Raw genomic sequence first — 16,581 nt, 5'->3', positions numbered from 1 at the left:
GTCAGGCGCTCGCCCAGATGTCCTTGTCGATGTCGCCGGCGGCCTGCGGGCCCATCAGGCCGAGCCCGCCGTCCACGAACAGCGACGCGCCGGTGACGTACGACGCGGTCGGCCCGGCCAGGAAGGCGATGACGGCGGCGACCTCGCGGGCGTCGCCCGGACGGCCGAGCGGGTAGCCGGGCCGGGTGTCGGGCCGGGGCGGCTGGTCCTCCTGCCCGGTCATGGGAGTCGCGATCTCCCCGGGGGCCACGGTGTTGACCGTGATGCCGTGCCTGGCCAGCTCCATCGCGAGCGTGCGGCTCAGCATCCGCAGGCCGCCCTTGGCTGCGCAGTAGGGCCCGGCGCCGAGACGGGGGTACTCCTCGTGGACGCTGGTCACGTTGACGATCCGGCCGCCTGCACCGCGTTCGATCATCCGGCGGGCGGCCCGCTGCGAGCACAGGAACGGCCCGTCGAGGTCGACCGCGAGGACCGACCGCCACCGGTCGTAGTCGATCTCCAGCAGCGGCTCGGCCGTGCCGGTGCCGGCGTTGTTCACCAGCACGCCGAGGCCGCCCAGCTCGTCGGCGAGCTCGTCGATCACCTCCGCCGCGGCCACCGGGTCGGTCAGGTCGTGCCGCCGCACCGCGGCCCGGCGCCCCCGCACCTCTACCTGCTCCGCGGTCTCCCGCGCGCCCTTCTCGTCCCGGTGATAGGTGACGCCGACGTCGAAGCCCTGGGCGGCGAGCGTCACCGCGGTCGCCCGCCCGATCCCCGAGTCGCCCCCGGTGACGATCGCCACCTTGTCGTAGTCGAAGCGCGAGATCGGCGCCACCGTGCCGCCCATGGGTCCCCCTCCGTCGGTACGGCAACTCGGCGTACCCGGGAGTCCCTCCTTCACACGCCCCGGCGGGCGCGCGCCATGGCGGCCAGGCGGGTGCGCTGCTCCGGGGTGAGACGCGCAAGCCGCTCGCGCGGATCCGGCCGCGTCATGACCGCGTCGGTGCCGATCAGCGCCTCGGCGTGCTCGGCCACGACGCGCACGGCGTTCCCCGACGCGGCGTCGGCCGCGAGCGCCGCGATCCGCTCCCGATATCCGCCGCCGGCCGCGGAGTCCAGGGCCCGGACCAGCAGGGCGGCCGCCCGGTCCTCGTCCCAGCGCGACACCGGCAGCCACTCCGCGACACCCGCGCGGTCCAGCCGCTCGGCGTTGTCCGGACGGTCGACGCCGTGCGCGAGCAGCACCTGCGGGGTAGCCGACGACAGCGCCCTGGCGAGCGTGCCGATCCCGCCGTGATGGACGACCGCGGCGACATGGGGCATGACCGAGGCGAACGGCGCCGAAGGCACCCACTCCACCCCGTCGGGCAGCGACTCGGGAAGGAACGACGGGTGCCGGTTCACCAGCAGGGCCTTCCTCCCGATGCGCCGGCACGCCCGGGCCGCCACGTCGTAGAACCGATCGTGCAGCACCTGCCCGGTGCCACCGGTGATCAGCACGGGCGGCTCGGCCCAGTCGGGGACCGGCCCCTCCGCCGTGTCCCCGAGCACGAACCCGCAGCGGACGACGTGCTCCGGCGCCGGCTGGCCCGCCGCGTCGAACCATTCCGGCCACAGCGCGAGCTGGGTCTTGACGCTCGTCAGATAGGCGGCCCAGTCGCGGACCGGGCGCAGGCCGAACGCCCGGAAGACCTCGTCGTACCCCTGCCCGAGCACGCGCCGGAAGAGGTTCCCGAGCACCGGCAGCGAGACGTACTGGTGGGGCGTGACGGACACCAGCGCCACCGGGACCCCGCGCAGTTCGGCGGCCATCAGCGCGGCGATGCCCGAGGTGTGCCGGGCGACCACCACCGTCTCCCCCGGCCGGTAGTGCGCCTCGATCATGCGGACCTCGTCGGCGAGCAGCTCGAACAGGCCGTTGCGCCGGTAGAGCGCGAGCACGCCGTCGGGGTCTTTCAGGGGATCGAGCATGTAGCGCCTGGCGTCGTCCAGGTGCCGGTCGTAGCCCTCCGCCGTGTCGATCGGCAGGTGCCGGAGACCCGCGGCCTCGATCCGGTCGGCGAACCAGGAGTGCGTCATCACGATGACGTCGTGGCCGCGCTCCGCCAGCTCGCGCCCGATCCGTACGAACGGGAGCACGTCGCCGTTGGTGCCGTGGGTGCTCAGCAGCATCGTGGCCATGCGGATCAGCCGTTCCCGGAGTCGAGCAGCGCGTCGATCTCCTCGTCCGACAGGCCCGCGAGCTCGTCGAGCAGCCCGGCCAGCTCCTCCTCGTCGGTGTCGGCGAGCTGCCGCTCCTCGATCGCCTTGGCGACCTCGGCGACGGTGAACGAGGTGGTGTAGAGCGTGTCGAAGGGCAGCTCGACGCCGAACTCCGCACGCACCCGCGCCATGAACTGCACCAGCCGCAGCGAGTGGCCGCCCAATTGGAAGAAGCCGTCGCTCACCGAGGCCGGCGCCGCGTCGAGCAGCTCGGCCCACATCCGCATGACGGTCGCCTCGACAGGGCTCGCTCCGGCCACCTCCGCCACGGGGCGGGCGGCCCGCATGGCGTCGAGGATCGCGTCGGCGCCGGTCAGCCGGGTCGCGATCCGTTCGACGGCCGCCCAGCCCGCGGGAGCGGCCGCCGGTTCGGTGGCCTGTGTGGTCCGGGCGGGCCCCGCTGCCCTCTCCTCAGCAGGGCCCGGCGCGTGGACGACGGCCGCCGCGTCGCCCGCGTCGAGGACGTACCAGGCCGCCTCCTCGCCGTACGGCTCCACCGTGGCGGGCAGGGCGGCGAGGAAGTCCCTGGCCGGTCGGTTGCGCTCGGTCGCCCGGAAGGCCAGGGCGACCCGGGCCAGTCCGCGCTCCCGCGCGAGCGCCCCCAGGTGCGCGAGCATGCGGTGCTCCACCCCGCGCCCGAGCGCCCGGCAGCTCAGCAGGAACGCGCCGGCGCGCAGCGTGTCCCCCTCCGTCCGTACGTCGGTGAGGCCGACGACGCCGTAGTCCCCGAAGCGGTCCCGGACGTCCACGACGAACTTCTCGTCGCCGTCCAGGCGGCGCGCCCCGGAGAGGTTGAACTGGTTGGTCCGCTCGGCGAGCTGAGCGGCCCGGGCCTCGTGCTCGGCACCGGCCGGAGTGATGGTCACCCGCAGATCGAGCGTGGCGAAGAAGTCGGCCAGGGACATCTCGCCCCTGGCGTGCTCGCGCCGCCGTTCCTCCTGGTAGCGCCGGGTGCGCTCGCGGTCGGCCTCGGTGACCGCGGCCAGGTCGAGGGGCCAGCAGTGCCGCAGGAAGGCGGCCGCCTCCGCGGCGCCAGCCGGGAGCCGGAGGGTCAGCACCTCGGGGCAGCCGGCCCGGACCTCGGCGCACTCGACCGGGCTGTCGTCGAGGAAGACGAAGGAGTCGAGCCCGAGGTCGAGCTCGGCGGCGAGCGCGCGCAGCGCCTGCGACTTGGCCTCCCACCCGACGCGCATCGCGGCGACGTCGTCCAGGCCGACCGGCAGCTCCGGATGCCGCGCGAACACCTCGCGGACGTCCTTCTCCTCGTTCTTGCTGCACAGGCACAGCAGCCTGCCCGCGGCGACCTGGCGGGCCAGCTCCCGCCAGACCTCCATCCGCTCGGGGCCGATGACCACGCCGTCGGGGCCGTCCTCGCCGACCACGCCGTCCCAGAGCGTGCCGTCGCAGTCCACGGCGACGACCTTGGGACGCGGGGTGGTCATGGCGTGCAGGCGGCGGGTGACCGCGGTGGCCAGCGCGGCGAAGTAGCGGTCGGTGTAGGGCACGTTGCCGGTCCGGTCGGCGAAGGCGTCGTGGACGGCCTCCGGCGCCGGCTCGTACGGCTCGGCGGAGGCGAGCACGCAGACCGCCCGGTCGCCCTCGAACGCCTGGACCAGCCGGGACGTGAGACGCCCGTGGGCCTCGGGCGAGCCGTGCTCGGGCGAGGGAGGACAGACGACGAGCACGTGGGGCCTGCCGGACGCGCGGGCCGAGGTACGCAGCGCGGCGGCGAGGTCGGTGGCCACGGCCTCCACCTCGCCGAGCCCGTCCCGCCCGGCGGCCGAATCCCCGGCAACCAGGTCCTCGGCAACCAGGTCCTCGGCCCGGACCAGCACGACGGCGGCCTCGGCCCGGCCGAGCACGCTGCCCGGATCGAGGAGCGAGGGGAAGACCTGGCCGTACGGAGCGAAGGCGACGTCCTTCTCGGCGTCTCCCTCGATGTCCAGTTCCGCGAGCCAGAACCGCAGGGCGTCCCCGAGCGGCTCGGCGGTGAAGGTCGCGGCGACCCCGAGCCCGATCTTGTTCACGGCGTTTCCCTTCCGAGAGCGCGGTCAGTCGGACATGGCGACGAGGATGCGGCGGGAGCCGGTGAAGGGCCTGCGGCCGTGCCCGACCAGCACGTTGTCGATCAACAGCAGGTCGCCCTCCCGCCAGTCGACGTCCACCGCGTTGTCCAGGCCCCGGTCGCGCACCTGGATCACGTACTCGCCGGGGATCGGGGCGCCGTCCGGGAACGTCACCGACTGCGGCAGCTCCTCCGGCGGCATGAGTTCGGCCAGCATGGCGGCGGCCTCGTCGCCCAGCGACGCGGGGTGCCACTGGTCGGCCTGGTTGAACCACACCTCGGCGCCGGTCACGGGGTGCCGGGTGGTGGCGGGCCTGACCTGGGAGATCCGTACGCCGCCGTCGGGCCGCCACTGCCAGTCCGCGCCGATGCGGTCGAGGAACCCGGCCACCTCGTCGCGGTCCTCGGTTTCGAACGTCTCCTGCCAGCTCTTGCCGAGCCCCCGGCCGGCGTGCAGGTTCTGCGTGTAGCGCACGCCCTTGGCGAAGGCCTCCCTGACCTCGTCGTCGAGCGACTCCAGCCAGCGCACGCCGTCCACGACGGGGGTGGCGCCGCCGCTCTCGGCCGCCTTCTCGCAGTAGAACAGCAGCCGCGAGGGCCAGGTGGCGGAGTACGACAACTCGTTGTGCATGGAGATCGTGTACTCGGGCGGGTACTCGGTCGAGGTGTAGACGTTGCCGCCCACCTTGGTGCGGGGCGAGTTGCCGTGCACGTACGCCAGCCGGTTGGGCAGCAGCATGTCCATGACGGGATCGAGGGTCTCGGGTGTGACGCCGAACCCCCGGAAGACGAGCGCCTTCTCGCGGACCAGCAGGTCGCCCACGTTCGTTTCGCGCAGCCGTTCCACCAGTCCGCCGGGTGTGGCGGCGGAGCCGTCCGGGGTTATTTCCAGGGGCTTCCAGAAGTCGTCCATGCGTCCTCCTTCTGCGCGGGATCCGGCCGCGGCCGAGCACGGGGAAAAGTCGAATCAAGGAGGCAGGCGGGCCCTCGAATAGGCGGCGCCCCTGCGGAAAGAGATTCCGGCGGCCAACATAGAACCCGAATCGGGTCACGCGCAAGAAACATGTTTCATCCGGTTTATCCCGACGTCGCCAGTCAAATTATCCGACATACGCCTGTGTCCGCCGGCAATGCCGACGACCACTCATGTTTCGCCACCCCCAGGCGATGACGGAAGGTCGATTTCCCCATACTCTTCGCGCTCGACCGCAGGTCAAAGTGAGGCTTGCGTCACCCAGCGTGCGTCCCGTATCGTAAAATAATCACTTTCGTGGGAGCGCTCCCATGCATCTCGGCTCGAACACGGCGAGATAGGCGGCGAGATACGCGGCGAGGTCCTGCGGAATCAACGATCAAGCGTTTTCTGGTTCAACCACTTTTCTGCGTGGTCAGCTGGTCCTGCGCATTGTTTGCGCAGAGAGGAGAACGCTCGGTGACGATAACGCCGACGACTGACAACGAGCTTCTAATAGCGTCGCTTTCCCCACGCAGGCAGGAGGCGCTGCGCCGGCTCCTCGCCGCCAGAGCCGCGAGGGCGGCCGCCGCGAACGTGATCACTCCGCGCGGCGGGGGACCCGCCCCCTGCTCCTACGAGCAGACCCAGATGTGGCTCGGCGCCCGCTTCGCCGAGGGCGCCCCGGCGCCGAACGCCACGATCGGCCTGCGGCTCACCGGCCCGCTCGACACCCGGGCCCTGACCGTCGCCCTGGACAGCCTGGTCGAACGCCACGAGATCCTGCGTACGGTCTACGAGGGCGACGGGCACGAGCCCCGGCAGATCGTCCTCGACCCCGGGCCGGCGCCGCTCGACGTCGTCGACCTGCGGGACCTGCCGGAGGCCGAGCGGGAGCAGCGGGCCCGCGAGATCACGTGCAGGGCCGCCGTCGAACGCTTCGACCTGGAGACCGGGCCGGTCCACCGTACGACGCTGGTCCGGCTGGCCGACGAGGACCACGTGCTGATGTTCGTCTGCCACCACATCGCGTGCGACGGGTGGTCGGTCGGCATCATCGTGGACGAGCTGACCAGCGTGTACGCGACCGCCCACGAGGGCCGTCCCCCGGAGGTGGGCACGCCCCCGCTCCAGTACGCCGACTACGCGGCCTGGTCGCGGCGTGAGCTGACCGGCGAGCAGCGCGAGCGGCGGCTCGCGTACTGGCGCGAACGGCTCGACGGCGCGAGCGCGGTGGAGCTTCCCATCGCGCGGGACGGCCAGGCCGCCACCGAGGGCAACCGGAGCGACTGCCACCTGTTCACGCTGCCGGACGAGGTCCTGCGGGCGCTGCGGGAGGCCGGCGGCCCCGGGACCACGCCGTTCGTGGCCCTGCTCACCGTCTTCTCGATGCTGCTCGCGCGCTACACCGGGCAGGGCGACCTGACGATCGCCACGGTGGACGGCGGCCGGCGCCGGGTGGAGCTCGAACCCGTGCTGGGCTGCTTCGTCAACGCCCTGCCGCTGCGCGCCGACCTGTCGGGCAACCCCTCCTTCCGGGAGGCGGCGGCCGGGGTGCGGCGCAGGCTGGGCGAGGCGCTCGCCAACCACCTGCCGTTCTCCGAGCTGGCCGGGGCGCTGAGCGACCGGGACGCCCGCAACTTCTCGCTGTCGACCGTCGGCTTCTCGCTGCGCGTCTTCCGCGACCAGCGCGGGCGCTGGCCCGGGCTCGAAGCGTCGGTGTGGGAGCACGAGGTCGACGACTTCACCTACGATCTCGCGCTGCTGGTGCACCTGAACGGCACGGACGACCCCGAGCTCTACCTGACCTACCAGAAGGACCGGTTCGACGCGGACTCCGTCGTCCGGATGGCCGGGCACTACCGGGCGCTGGCCGAGCGGATCGCCGCCGCCCCCGACACCCCGCTGGCCGACCTGGAGCTGCTCACCGACGCCGAGCGCGACGTGGTGCTGGGCGCCTGGAACGACTCGGCCCGGCCCTACCCGGACGTGGCCCTGCCCGAGCTACTGGAGCGCCACGCGGACTCCGGCGCGGTGGCGGTCTCCTTCGAGGGCCGCACGACCACGTACGCCGAGCTGCACGCCCGCGCCAACCAGGTCGCCCACCTGCTGCGCGAGCGGGGCATCGGCCCGGAGGACACGGTGGGCGTGCTGCTCGACCGGAGCCCGGACCTGATCGCCTGCCTGCTGGGCGTGTGGAAGGCGGGCGCGGCCTACCTGCCGATGGATCCCAAGTTCCCCGCGCAGCGCGTCCGCGACATGCTGTCGATCGCCGCGACCCCGCTGGTCCTGACCTCAGCGGGCTACGCGCACCTGTTCGACGGCCCCGAGGTCGTGGACGTGGACAGCGGGGTGCTCGACGGCCGGCCCGCCGATCCGGCCGATGTGCCGTACGACATCGACCGGCTGGCCTATGTGATCTTCACGTCGGGGTCCACGGGCAAGCCCAAGGGCGTGCAGGTCACCCACCGCGGGCTGGTGAACCACGTCTGGTGGGCCGTCGAGGACCTGGCGTCCCAGGGGGACGGCGGCGCGCCGCTGTTCGGCTCGGTCGCGTTCGACCTGGTGGTGCCCAACCTGTGGGCGCCGCTCGTCGCGGGCCGGCGCGTCACCGTGCTGCCGCAGGACTTCGACATGGGCGAACTGGGCGCGCTGCTGGTGGCGGGCGGGCCGTACGGCTTCATCAAGTGCACCCCCGGACACCTGGAGGTGCTCGGCCACCAGATCGACGCCCGGCAGGCCGCCGCGCTCGCCGGGAAGATCGTCGTGGCGGGTGAGGCGCTGCCCGGCTCGATGGCCAACCGGTGGCTGGAGATGCTCGGCCCGGGCCGCCTGATCAACGAGTACGGTCCCACCGAGGCGTCGGTCGGCACGTGCATCTATCCCGTGCGGGACGCCCAGCTCGTGGAGGTCGTCCCGATCGGCCGCCCGCTGCCCAACATGCGGATGTACGTCCTGGACGCCAACCGGCGGCTGCAGCCGGTCGGCGTGCCGGGCGAGCTGTACGTCGGCGGCGTGGGCGTGACGCGCGGCTACATGAACCGGCCGGACCTGACCGAGGAGCGGTTCCTGCCGGATCCGTACACCCCTCTTTCCGGGGACGGGGGTGGCCGGATGTACCGCACCGGCGACCGGGTGGCCTGGACCCGCGACGGGAACGTGGCCTTCCTCGGCCGGTTCGACGACCAGGTGAAGATCCGCGGCTACCGCATCGAGCTGGACGAGGTGCGGGCGGCCGTCCTCGACCACCCCGGTGTGCGCGACGCGGTCGTCACCGTGCACGCGTTCACGTCCGAGGACAAGCGGCTCGTCGCCTACTACGTCCCCACAGGTCCCGAGTTATCCGAGCTCGCGGACCACTGCGCGGAACGGCTGCCGGACTACATGGTCCCGTCGGTGTTCGTGCCGCTGGAGACCATCCCGCTCAACGCCAACGGCAAGGTGGACCGCAAGGCGCTGCCCGATCCGGTGGTCAAGGTGGGCGAGGACCTGGCCGAGCCGACGACCGAGACCGAGATCGTGGTCGCCGGGGTCTGGCGGGAGGTCCTCGGCATCGAGGCCGTCTCGATCGACAGCGACTTCAACGCGCTCGGCGGCCACTCGCTGCTGCTCATCCGCATGGTCGCCAAGCTGCGCCAGGCGCTGCCCGCCGACGGCTACCAGGTCACCGTGCTCGACGCGATCGCCAACCGCACCGTACGGGAGCTGGCCGCGCTGATCGACGCCGCCCGGCAGGCGCCCGAGGAAGCCGAGGACGGCCCGCGCGGCCTGCTGGTCGAGCTCACCCGGCCGGTCAAGGCGCCCACGCTGTCACTGGTCTGCATCCCGTACGGCGGGGCCAGCGCGATGGTCTACCAGCCGCTGGCCGACGCGCTCCCGGACGGCCACTCGCTGTTCGCGGTCGCCCTGCCCGGCCATGAGCTGGGCGTCGAGGAGAGCACGATCGGCTTCCACGAGGCCGCCCAGCGGGTCTGCGACGAGGTGCTCGACCGCGTGCGCGGCCCTGTCGCGTTGTACGGCCACTGCGTCGGCAGCGCGCTGACCGCCGAGATCGCGCGGCGGCTTGAGGCGGCCGGGCGGCGCGTCGAGGCCGTCTACATGGGCGGCAGCTTCCCGTTCGCCACCCCCACCAAGGGCCTCAACGGCCTGCTCGGCCGGATCTTCCGCAGCAAGGCGCTGGACAACGCCAACGCGCACGCCAACTGGCTCCGCGCGATGGGCGCCGACCTGCAGGACCTCGACCCCGAGCAGGTCGACCACATCATCCGCACCATGCGCGTGGACGCCCGGGCCGGCGAGGACTACTTCAGCGAGCTCGTGGAGCGGCAGAGCCCGCAGCTGCGCGCCCCGGTGATCTCGATCGTCGGCGACCGCGACGCGCTGACCGACTTCTACCAGGAGCGCTACCGCGACTGGCACTGCGTCTCGGAGACCACGGCGCTGGTCGTGATGGCCGAGGCCGGCCACTACTTCCTCCGATACCGCACCGAGGAGCTGGCCGCGATCGTCACGAGCACCCACGCCGCCGTCGAAAGTCCCGGGGAGTGGCGGCCGCGCCCGCCCGACGACCCGGCGACGTGGTGGCGGCAGGCGCTGTCCACCGACCGGCGGGCCGACGTCTCCGGGCCGCAGCCCAGTCTCGGCCGGTTCTTCACGGTGGCGACGGGTCAGATCGTCTCCATGATCGGCGCCGTGATGACCGAGTTCGCCGTACCGATCTGGGCGTACCTGAAGAGCGGCTCGCTGGTGCAGTTCGGGCTATTCGCCATCATCGGGCTGGTGCCGGGGCTCGTCCTCGCGCCGCTGATCGGCGCGCTCGTCGACCGGTACGACCGCAAGCGGGCGATGCTGGCGGCCGACGGCATGTCGCTGGCCGTGCAGGCCGCGCTGCTCGCGCTGATGGCGGGCGACGTGCTGAGCATGCCCGTGCTGTACGGCCTGCTGGTGGTGCTGTCGATATCGGTGACCCTGCAACGGGTGGCCTGGCAGTCGGCCGGTCCGCAGCTCGCGCCCAAGCACTACCTGCACCACGTCGGCGGCGTCGTCCAGCTCGGCAACGCCGTGGCCCAGCTCATGGTCCCGCTGTTCTCCGTCGCCGTGCTCGCGTTGATCGGCATCGAGGGCATCCTGACCGCCAACGTGGTCTGCTACGCGATCGCGTTCGCCGTGACCCTGCTCGTGCGCTTCCCGGCCACGATGGCCTGGCGGCGCCGCGAGACGGTCTCCGCCGAGATCCGCAACGGCTTCCGCTACCTGCTGCGGCGGCGGGGCTTGCGGGCCATGGCCTTCACGATGTTCATCGTGAACTTCTTCCTGTTCACCGGGTTCATCATGATCTCGCCGCTGGTGCTGTCGGTCGGGGAGCTGGCCGACACCGGGCGGGTGGCGCTGCTCGCCGGGATCGGGGCGGTCTGCGGCGGCCTGATCATCACGCTGTGGGGCGGCCCGCGCGACCGCCGGATGTTCGGCATGCTGTCGGCCGCCGGTGTGCTGGGGATCTTCTGCGCGATCGCCGGTCTGCGCCCGTCGCTCGTCCTCATCACGGTCGGGGCCTTCGGCATGTCGCTGATGATGACGATCAGCGACGGCATCTGGCTGACGATCATCCACTCGAAGGTGCCCCAGCGCTACCACGCCCGCGTCATCGCGATCAACCGGATGCTCGCGCTGTCGACCCAGCCGGTCGGCCTGGCCGTACAGGCCTGGCTCGTGGGGCTGGTCTTCGAGCCGCTGATGCGGCCCGACGGCCCGCTGGCCGGCACGGTCGGCAGGGTGATCGGGGTCGGCGGGGGCCGCGGCATCGGCCTGCTGTACGTCGTGTGCGGCCTGGCCATCGCGCTCACGATCACGCTGGCCCTGCGTCACCCGGCCCTGGCGAGGTTCGACCAGGAGACCCCGGACGCCGAGCCCGACGACCTGGTCGGCCTGGAGGCGCTGCGCAGCCGCCAGGAGGCGAGCGTTCCGGCGCAGCGGGTGCCATCCGAGCTGTGAACATGTGAATGGCATACGGGCCGCCGGGTACGGCGGCCCGTATGGACGAGAAGAAGATGAATCCGAAGCAGCTCGCCGAGGAGCTGGCGACCAACGCGCAGGACGATCCGCGGTTCAAGAACCGGACGCCGGGCATCCGGGCCACCCGGCAGGGATCGGTGGAGCAGGCGGACCAGGACGCGGCAGGCATCGTCGGCGGCAAGGGAATCTCGGGCGGCGGCGCGTCCGGAGGAGGAACGTTCGGGCAGCCGCCGACCGGAGAGCTCGACGACGACCAGCTCGCCGACACGGTGGCGGGCACCGGCCTGCCGCCCGGCGACGAGGAGGACGAGGGCGACCAGTGATTCTCAGGTGAGACGGAAGGTCGGGCGGCCGCCGGGACCGGTCTCGGCGTCCAGTGTCTTGCCGCCGACGGCCTGGGCGACCTGCGCGTCGAGGAAGACGCGCACGTCCGCCCTCTTGATCACCTCATCGCCCGAGAAGGGCGCGCTCACCAGCGAGAGCTCCAGCGAGGCGGGCTCCCCCGGCTTGGCCGCGATGCGCAGGCCCGCCTCCTCGGGGAGGTACTCCCCCACCATCAGATCGCGGATCGCCTGAACGGCGTGGTCGGTGACTGTCAGCACGACGCGCCTCCTGTGTGTCTGCTCACGCGTCCTCGGGCTTGCGCCGCCGGTTCATCGCGAGCCATCCCGCGTCCCAGGCGGCGTACCTGTGGTGGTCGAGACGGCGGCGGACGAGAGCGAGGCACGCCAGCAGGGCCGTCAGCGACAGCGCCGCCGTGGCCGTTCCGGACGCGACGCCGTCGGCGACCGTGTCGATCCGGCTCCGCGGGCCGTCGCCCGGCCGGCCGTCGCGGTCCAGCCAGATCCGCACGGGCGTGCCGGCCTTGGCCGCCGAGGGGACCGGCGCCTGCCCGGTGACCGTACGGCCGTCCGGGGCCGTCCAGGCGACACCCGTGCGCAGCCGCGCGGCCGTGCCCTCCACCGCGACCCAGGTGGCCGCCGGCGCGTCGCGCGTGACGGTGGCCGTCACCCACCGCCCGGAACGCTCCTCGGCCACGCCGCCGCGGTAGACGGCGGCGCCCACGGCGAACGCCGCGACCAGGCTCAGCACGGCCAGGATCAGGAAGGTCAGCACGACCGCGGACTCGACGCGGTCGGTTCGGCGCCGTAACGGATTGCCGTCGGGCAGGTAGCGCCGCACCCGCATCGTCACCGGGCCAGATCGCATCGCGTCACCCCTCCTCTTTCTCGTGCGCCTTCTCGTGCGCAGGGGCGTCTCACTCGCCCGGCTCCCGGAACCGCGGCGCGTCCGGCGGAGGGCCGGAGGACTCCTGGATCAGCGCGTTCAACGTGGTGTCGTCGGCGATGGCATGCTCGGCCTCGGGCGTGTCCTCCAGCGCGGTGATCTGCTCCGGTCGCCGCGCCTCCCGCTCCGCCTCGTCCCGGTCCCGTACGGCCCCCTCGATCGCCTCCAGCATCTCCCGCCGGCTGTAGGAGCCCTCGGCGATCTCGTTCAGGAGGGCGAGGGTCTCGGCCGGCACGTGGATGTCCGCGGCGGCGGCGGAGTAGAGGTCGCGGCGCGTCACGCGGAGGCGGTCGTGGAAGACCTCGTCCACGACCTGGCGCAGCCGCTCCGTTTCCGCAGGGTCAGGCATGCCCTTCTCCTTCCGGTCTGTCCTTACCCCCCGCGGTGCGGATCCCACGCCCGGACTCGAAGATCGGCGACGAGAAGCCGATATCCGGCGTCGTACGCCGCGAACCGTTCACGTACCGGCCGGAGCCGATCAGTATGGCGGGAGGAACCGGATTCCGATCACGGGAGGCCCGCATGTCCGACGCGCTGCTTCGCGACCCCTACCCCGTCTACGCGAAGGCCCGCGAGACTCCCGGGCTGACCTTCCTTCCCGAGATGGACGCCTGGCTGGTCGCCAGGGACGCCGACGTGCGCGAGGTGCTGCGAAGTCCGGAGGTCTTCTCCTCGGCCAACGCGCTGCGCGGCGACTTCGTCCCCGAGCCGTCCGTGCTCGCCGAACTCGCGAAGGGCGTCGGCGGCGCGCCCGTCGTGGTCACCTCCGACGGGGCGGCGCACCAGCGCTACCGGGCCCCGCTCGTCCGGGGGCTGTCACCCGCCCGGGTCGCCGCGGTCGTGCCGTTCATCCGGGAACGCGCCGAGTCACTCGTGGACGCCTTCGCCTCGCCGGTCGAGTTGATCGGCGCGTACGCCAGGAGGCTGCCCGGGGAGGTGATCGGGCGCCTGCTGGGCCTCGACCCCGAGCACGTCCCCCTGGCGGTGGAGGCCGGCTACCGCGCCGAGGAGCTGTTCTTCCTCCCGGTCGGGGAGGAGGGGCGGATCGCCGCGGCCCGCGAGGTCGTCGCCCTGCAGCACCTGATCGACGAGTACGCGCGGAGCCGGCGGGAGGACCCCCGCGACGACCTGTGCACCGAGATGGTCCGGGCGCTCGCGCCGGGCGCCGGGCCGCTGACGCGGGAGCAGCGGGCGGAGCTGGTGTCGAACCTGCAGAACCTGCTGATCGCCGGTCACCTGACCACGACGGCCCTGATCTGCACCGCGGTGCTGCATCTGCTGCGGCATCGCGAGCAGTGGGAGCTGCTGTGCGCCCGGCCCGAACTGATCCCCGACGCGGTCGAGGAGGCCGCCCGGCACGACGCCCCCGTCCAGGCGTTCCGCCGCGTCACCACCCGGCCGGTGACGCTCGCGGGCACCGACCTGCCCGAAGGCGCCACCGTCCTGGTCGCGTACGGCTCCGCCAACAGGGACGAGGCCAGGCACGACCGGCCCGGCGACTTCGACGTCACCCGGCGCGCCCGGCGCCATCTCGCCTTCGGGCACGGCGTGCACTCCTGTCCGGGGGCGCAACTCGCGCGCGAACAGGTGCGGATCACGCTGGAGATCCTCACCCGGCGGATGCCCGGGCTGCGGCTCGCGGCGGACCGGCCGGTGGTCATGGCCCCCACGCTCATCCACAGGGGGCCGGAGGAGCTGTGGCTCACCTGGTGAGGCTCCTCAGGCGAGCCAGTCCAGCCACTCGCCGTGCGGCCCGGCCATCGCGAGCGGCTCGCCGTCGAGCGCGGGCAGGAACGCCAGCCGCCGCTCCGGCAGGTCGGCCGTCAGCTTCGGAAGAAGGGAGGGCAGCCGGGGCGAGCCCTCGTTGGAGATCCACCGCACCGGCAGGCCCCCTGCCCGAATGCCGCGTACGAGCGCCACGAAGCGGTCCCGCGCCCCGGCGTCCAGGTAGGGCATGACCGCGCTGTGGAAGACGACGACCGTCGCCCCGGCGGGCGCGGCGGCGACGAGATCGGGCAGGGCCGCCGCGGCGTCCCCGCGCACCAGACGCGGCGGGTCCTGCCTCGCCATCCGCACCGCCCCGCGCAGCCGCGCGAGCCGGTCCTCCTGTTCCGGCCAAACCAGGCACTCCAGCCAGCGCACCGCCTCGTCATCGCGTACGTCGATGGGGTTGAGATCCAGCCCGGCCCGCCACACGACCTCGGGGAGGCGCTCCGGCACCGGCACCTTCCCGTTCGTCCGGCAGGTGAGCAGGACGGGGCTTTCTGCCGGTCCGATCTCGGGCCCGTCGTCGTATCGGTAGCGGTAGCGGTCGGGGTAGAGGCACAGCCCCGCCGAGGCGCCCACCTCCACCAGGGCCAGCGGCTGCGGCAGCGTCGCCAGCACCGGCAGCAGGCTCGCGCACCGGCCCGCCTCGTTCGTCTGCGTCCGCCGGGCGAGCATCGTCTCCCGCACCTCGGCCCAGTGGCGTACGGTCCACTCGCGGAACCGGCCGAACTCGTCGTACGGCCCGCCGCGGAAGCGCACGGCGGCAAGCAGCAGGTTCGGCTGTCTCTTCGGCTCCGGCAGACCGTCGATCAGTTCGAGCAGCCCGGGGTCGGCGGCGATCCCGAGGGCGAGCGCCTCGTAGGCCGGGCTGTGCCCCCTGACCTCCCGCTCCGCGAAGTACCGGTACCACTCCGCCGTCTCCATGCCCGCCTCCCCGAGGACCGCCGGAGCCTCCATCAAACCAGGAGGAGTGCGCCGGGGTTAACGCCCGGGCGAAGGGGCGTCGGCCGGCGGCACCGTGCCCCGGCCGGCCACCATCGCGACGATCACCTGGCCGGCCGCGGCGACACACATCAGAATGATCGGTGCCTGCCAGCCCGAGCCGAGGGTGTGCAGCAACCCGAAAATCACCGGTCCTGCGGCGGCCAGCAGGTAACCGATCGACTGCGCCATCGCCGACAACGCGCCCGCCACGGTCGCGTCCTGGGCGCGCAGGCTGAGGAAGGCCAATGCGAGCACCAGGCAGGCTCCGCCGCCCAGTCCGAGGACGACGCTCCACAGCAGTGCCCATCCCGGCACCGCCAGAAGCCCGAGGTAGCCCGCGAGCAGGACCACCGAACTCGCCGTCGCCACCGCACGCTGGTCACGCGCCCACCGCAGCGCGGCGGGCACCGCCAGGCTCGTCGCCACCGCGACCGCCTGGAACACGAACAGCAGCCATCCCGCCGCCGCCGCGCTCACTCCACTGTCCTGGAACACCTGAGGCAACCAGGTGACGACGACGTAGAAGCCCAGCGACTGCAGTCCCATGAACGCCGTGACCGCCCACGCCAGCGCCGATCTCCACGGCAGCCGGTGTCCGCGAACCGTCTCCGCGGCCGGCCGCGAAGCCCGCACCTGCGGGAGCCACAGCACGACAGCCACCAGCGCGGGAACGATCCAGCACCCCAACGCCGTGTGCCAACCACCAGGGGCGACCTGGTGCATCGGTACCGCCACCCCGGAGGCCACCGCCGCGACCGCCCCCATGACCGTGGCGTACGCGCTGGTCAGCAGGCCCACTCTCGTGGGGAAGTCACGCTTGATCAGGCTCGGCAGCAGCACGTTGCCCACGGCGATCCCCGACCCGATCAGCACGGTCCCCGCGAACAGCCCGATCGCCGTCGGCGCCCACCGGATGGCGATCCCGAGGGTCAGCACCACGAGCGCACCCCAGAGGAGCCGCTCGGGTCCCCACTGCGCCGCCAGCCGCGGAACCATCGGTGATATCACCGCGAACGCCAGCAAGGGCAGCGTGCTCAGCAGACCCGCCACGGCCGGAGCCAGTTCCAGATCGGCCTGCACGCGATCCAGCAACGGCCCGACAGCGGTCAAGCTCGGCCGTAGGTTCGCCGCCACCACCAGCAATCCCCACACCAGCAGCGCCCGGCCGGAACGCCCCGTCGACCGCTCGTGATGCGGTGAGAGCAGGGTGAAACGCTCCTTCGACATGGTGTCGACCTCTCATGCATAATACGGAATCAGGAATCCGCATTCC

At 72.6% G+C, this 16,581-nt stretch carries 12 protein-coding genes; 3 read left to right on the top strand and 9 right to left on the bottom strand.

Going from position 1 to position 16,581, the window contains the following annotated elements; translation table 11 throughout:
- Position 1: 1 nt before the first annotated feature.
- From Msi02_RS06340 to Msi02_RS06325, 4 genes are read right to left on the bottom strand one after another with little or no spacing between them, the layout of a single operon-like run.
- Complete coding sequence (locus Msi02_RS06340; protein WP_204047462.1) at positions 2-826, bottom strand: SDR family oxidoreductase; 825 nt, start codon at positions 824-826, stop codon at positions 2-4.
- A 50-nt stretch (positions 827-876) separates the two neighbouring features.
- Complete coding sequence (locus Msi02_RS06335) at positions 877-2,160, bottom strand: glycosyltransferase (RefSeq protein WP_204047461.1); 1,284 nt, start codon at positions 2,158-2,160, stop codon at positions 877-879.
- A gap of 5 nt (positions 2,161-2,165) precedes the next feature.
- Positions 2,166-4,268: an HAD-IIIC family phosphatase gene (locus tag Msi02_RS06330; RefSeq protein ID WP_204047460.1), complete on the bottom strand. Its 2,103-nt coding sequence runs from the start codon at positions 4,266-4,268 to the stop codon at positions 2,166-2,168.
- Between the two features lie 24 nt (positions 4,269-4,292).
- Positions 4,293-5,219: a TauD/TfdA family dioxygenase gene (locus Msi02_RS06325; protein WP_204047459.1), complete on the bottom strand. Its 927-nt coding sequence runs from the start codon at positions 5,217-5,219 to the stop codon at positions 4,293-4,295.
- A gap of 636 nt (positions 5,220-5,855) precedes the next feature.
- Between Msi02_RS06325 and Msi02_RS06320 the strand changes: the two genes are divergently transcribed.
- Together Msi02_RS06320 and Msi02_RS06315 are read left to right on the top strand one after the other, a co-directional pair.
- Complete coding sequence (locus Msi02_RS06320; RefSeq protein WP_204047458.1) at positions 5,856-11,249, top strand: non-ribosomal peptide synthetase/MFS transporter; 5,394 nt, start codon at positions 5,856-5,858, stop codon at positions 11,247-11,249.
- Between the two features lie 41 nt (positions 11,250-11,290).
- A complete protein-coding gene (locus Msi02_RS06315; RefSeq protein ID WP_204047457.1) occupies positions 11,291-11,593 on the top strand; it encodes a hypothetical protein in 303 nt (100 codons plus the stop codon).
- A 3-nt stretch (positions 11,594-11,596) separates the two neighbouring features.
- Here Msi02_RS06315 and Msi02_RS06310 read toward each other — a convergent pair whose 3' ends face one another.
- Genes Msi02_RS06310 through Msi02_RS06300 form a run of 3 tightly spaced genes read right to left on the bottom strand, consistent with a single transcriptional unit; the run spans position 11,597 to position 12,906 of the window.
- Complete coding sequence (locus Msi02_RS06310; protein WP_079316608.1) at positions 11,597-11,872, bottom strand: iron-sulfur cluster assembly accessory protein; 276 nt, start codon at positions 11,870-11,872, stop codon at positions 11,597-11,599.
- Between the two features lie 22 nt (positions 11,873-11,894).
- A complete protein-coding gene (locus tag Msi02_RS06305) occupies positions 11,895-12,479 on the bottom strand; it encodes an Rv1733c family protein (protein ID WP_204047456.1) in 585 nt (194 codons plus the stop codon).
- A gap of 49 nt (positions 12,480-12,528) precedes the next feature.
- Positions 12,529-12,906, bottom strand: coding sequence for a hypothetical protein (locus tag Msi02_RS06300; RefSeq protein ID WP_079316606.1), 378 nt, complete (start codon positions 12,904-12,906; stop codon positions 12,529-12,531).
- Between the two features lie 173 nt (positions 12,907-13,079).
- Here Msi02_RS06300 and Msi02_RS06295 point away from each other — a divergent pair, with 173 nt between their 5' ends.
- Complete coding sequence (locus Msi02_RS06295; protein ID WP_204047455.1) at positions 13,080-14,270, top strand: cytochrome P450; 1,191 nt, start codon at positions 13,080-13,082, stop codon at positions 14,268-14,270.
- 6 nt (positions 14,271-14,276) lie between these two features.
- On the opposite strand, the gene Msi02_RS06290 is transcribed toward Msi02_RS06295, so the two are convergent.
- Together Msi02_RS06290 and Msi02_RS06285 are read right to left on the bottom strand one after the other, a co-directional pair.
- Complete coding sequence (locus tag Msi02_RS06290; protein WP_204047454.1) at positions 14,277-15,281, bottom strand: DUF2332 domain-containing protein; 1,005 nt, start codon at positions 15,279-15,281, stop codon at positions 14,277-14,279.
- 24 nt (positions 15,282-15,305) lie between these two features.
- Positions 15,306-16,535, bottom strand: coding sequence for a CynX/NimT family MFS transporter (locus Msi02_RS06285; RefSeq protein ID WP_204047453.1), 1,230 nt, complete (start codon positions 16,533-16,535; stop codon positions 15,306-15,308).
- Between the last annotated feature and the right edge of the window lie 46 nt (positions 16,536-16,581).

The organism is Microbispora siamensis (assembly GCF_016863095.1).
Lineage (GTDB): Bacteria > Actinomycetota > Actinomycetes > Streptosporangiales > Streptosporangiaceae > Microbispora > Microbispora siamensis.
This window is presented reverse-complemented; position numbering and strand designations above follow the sequence as displayed.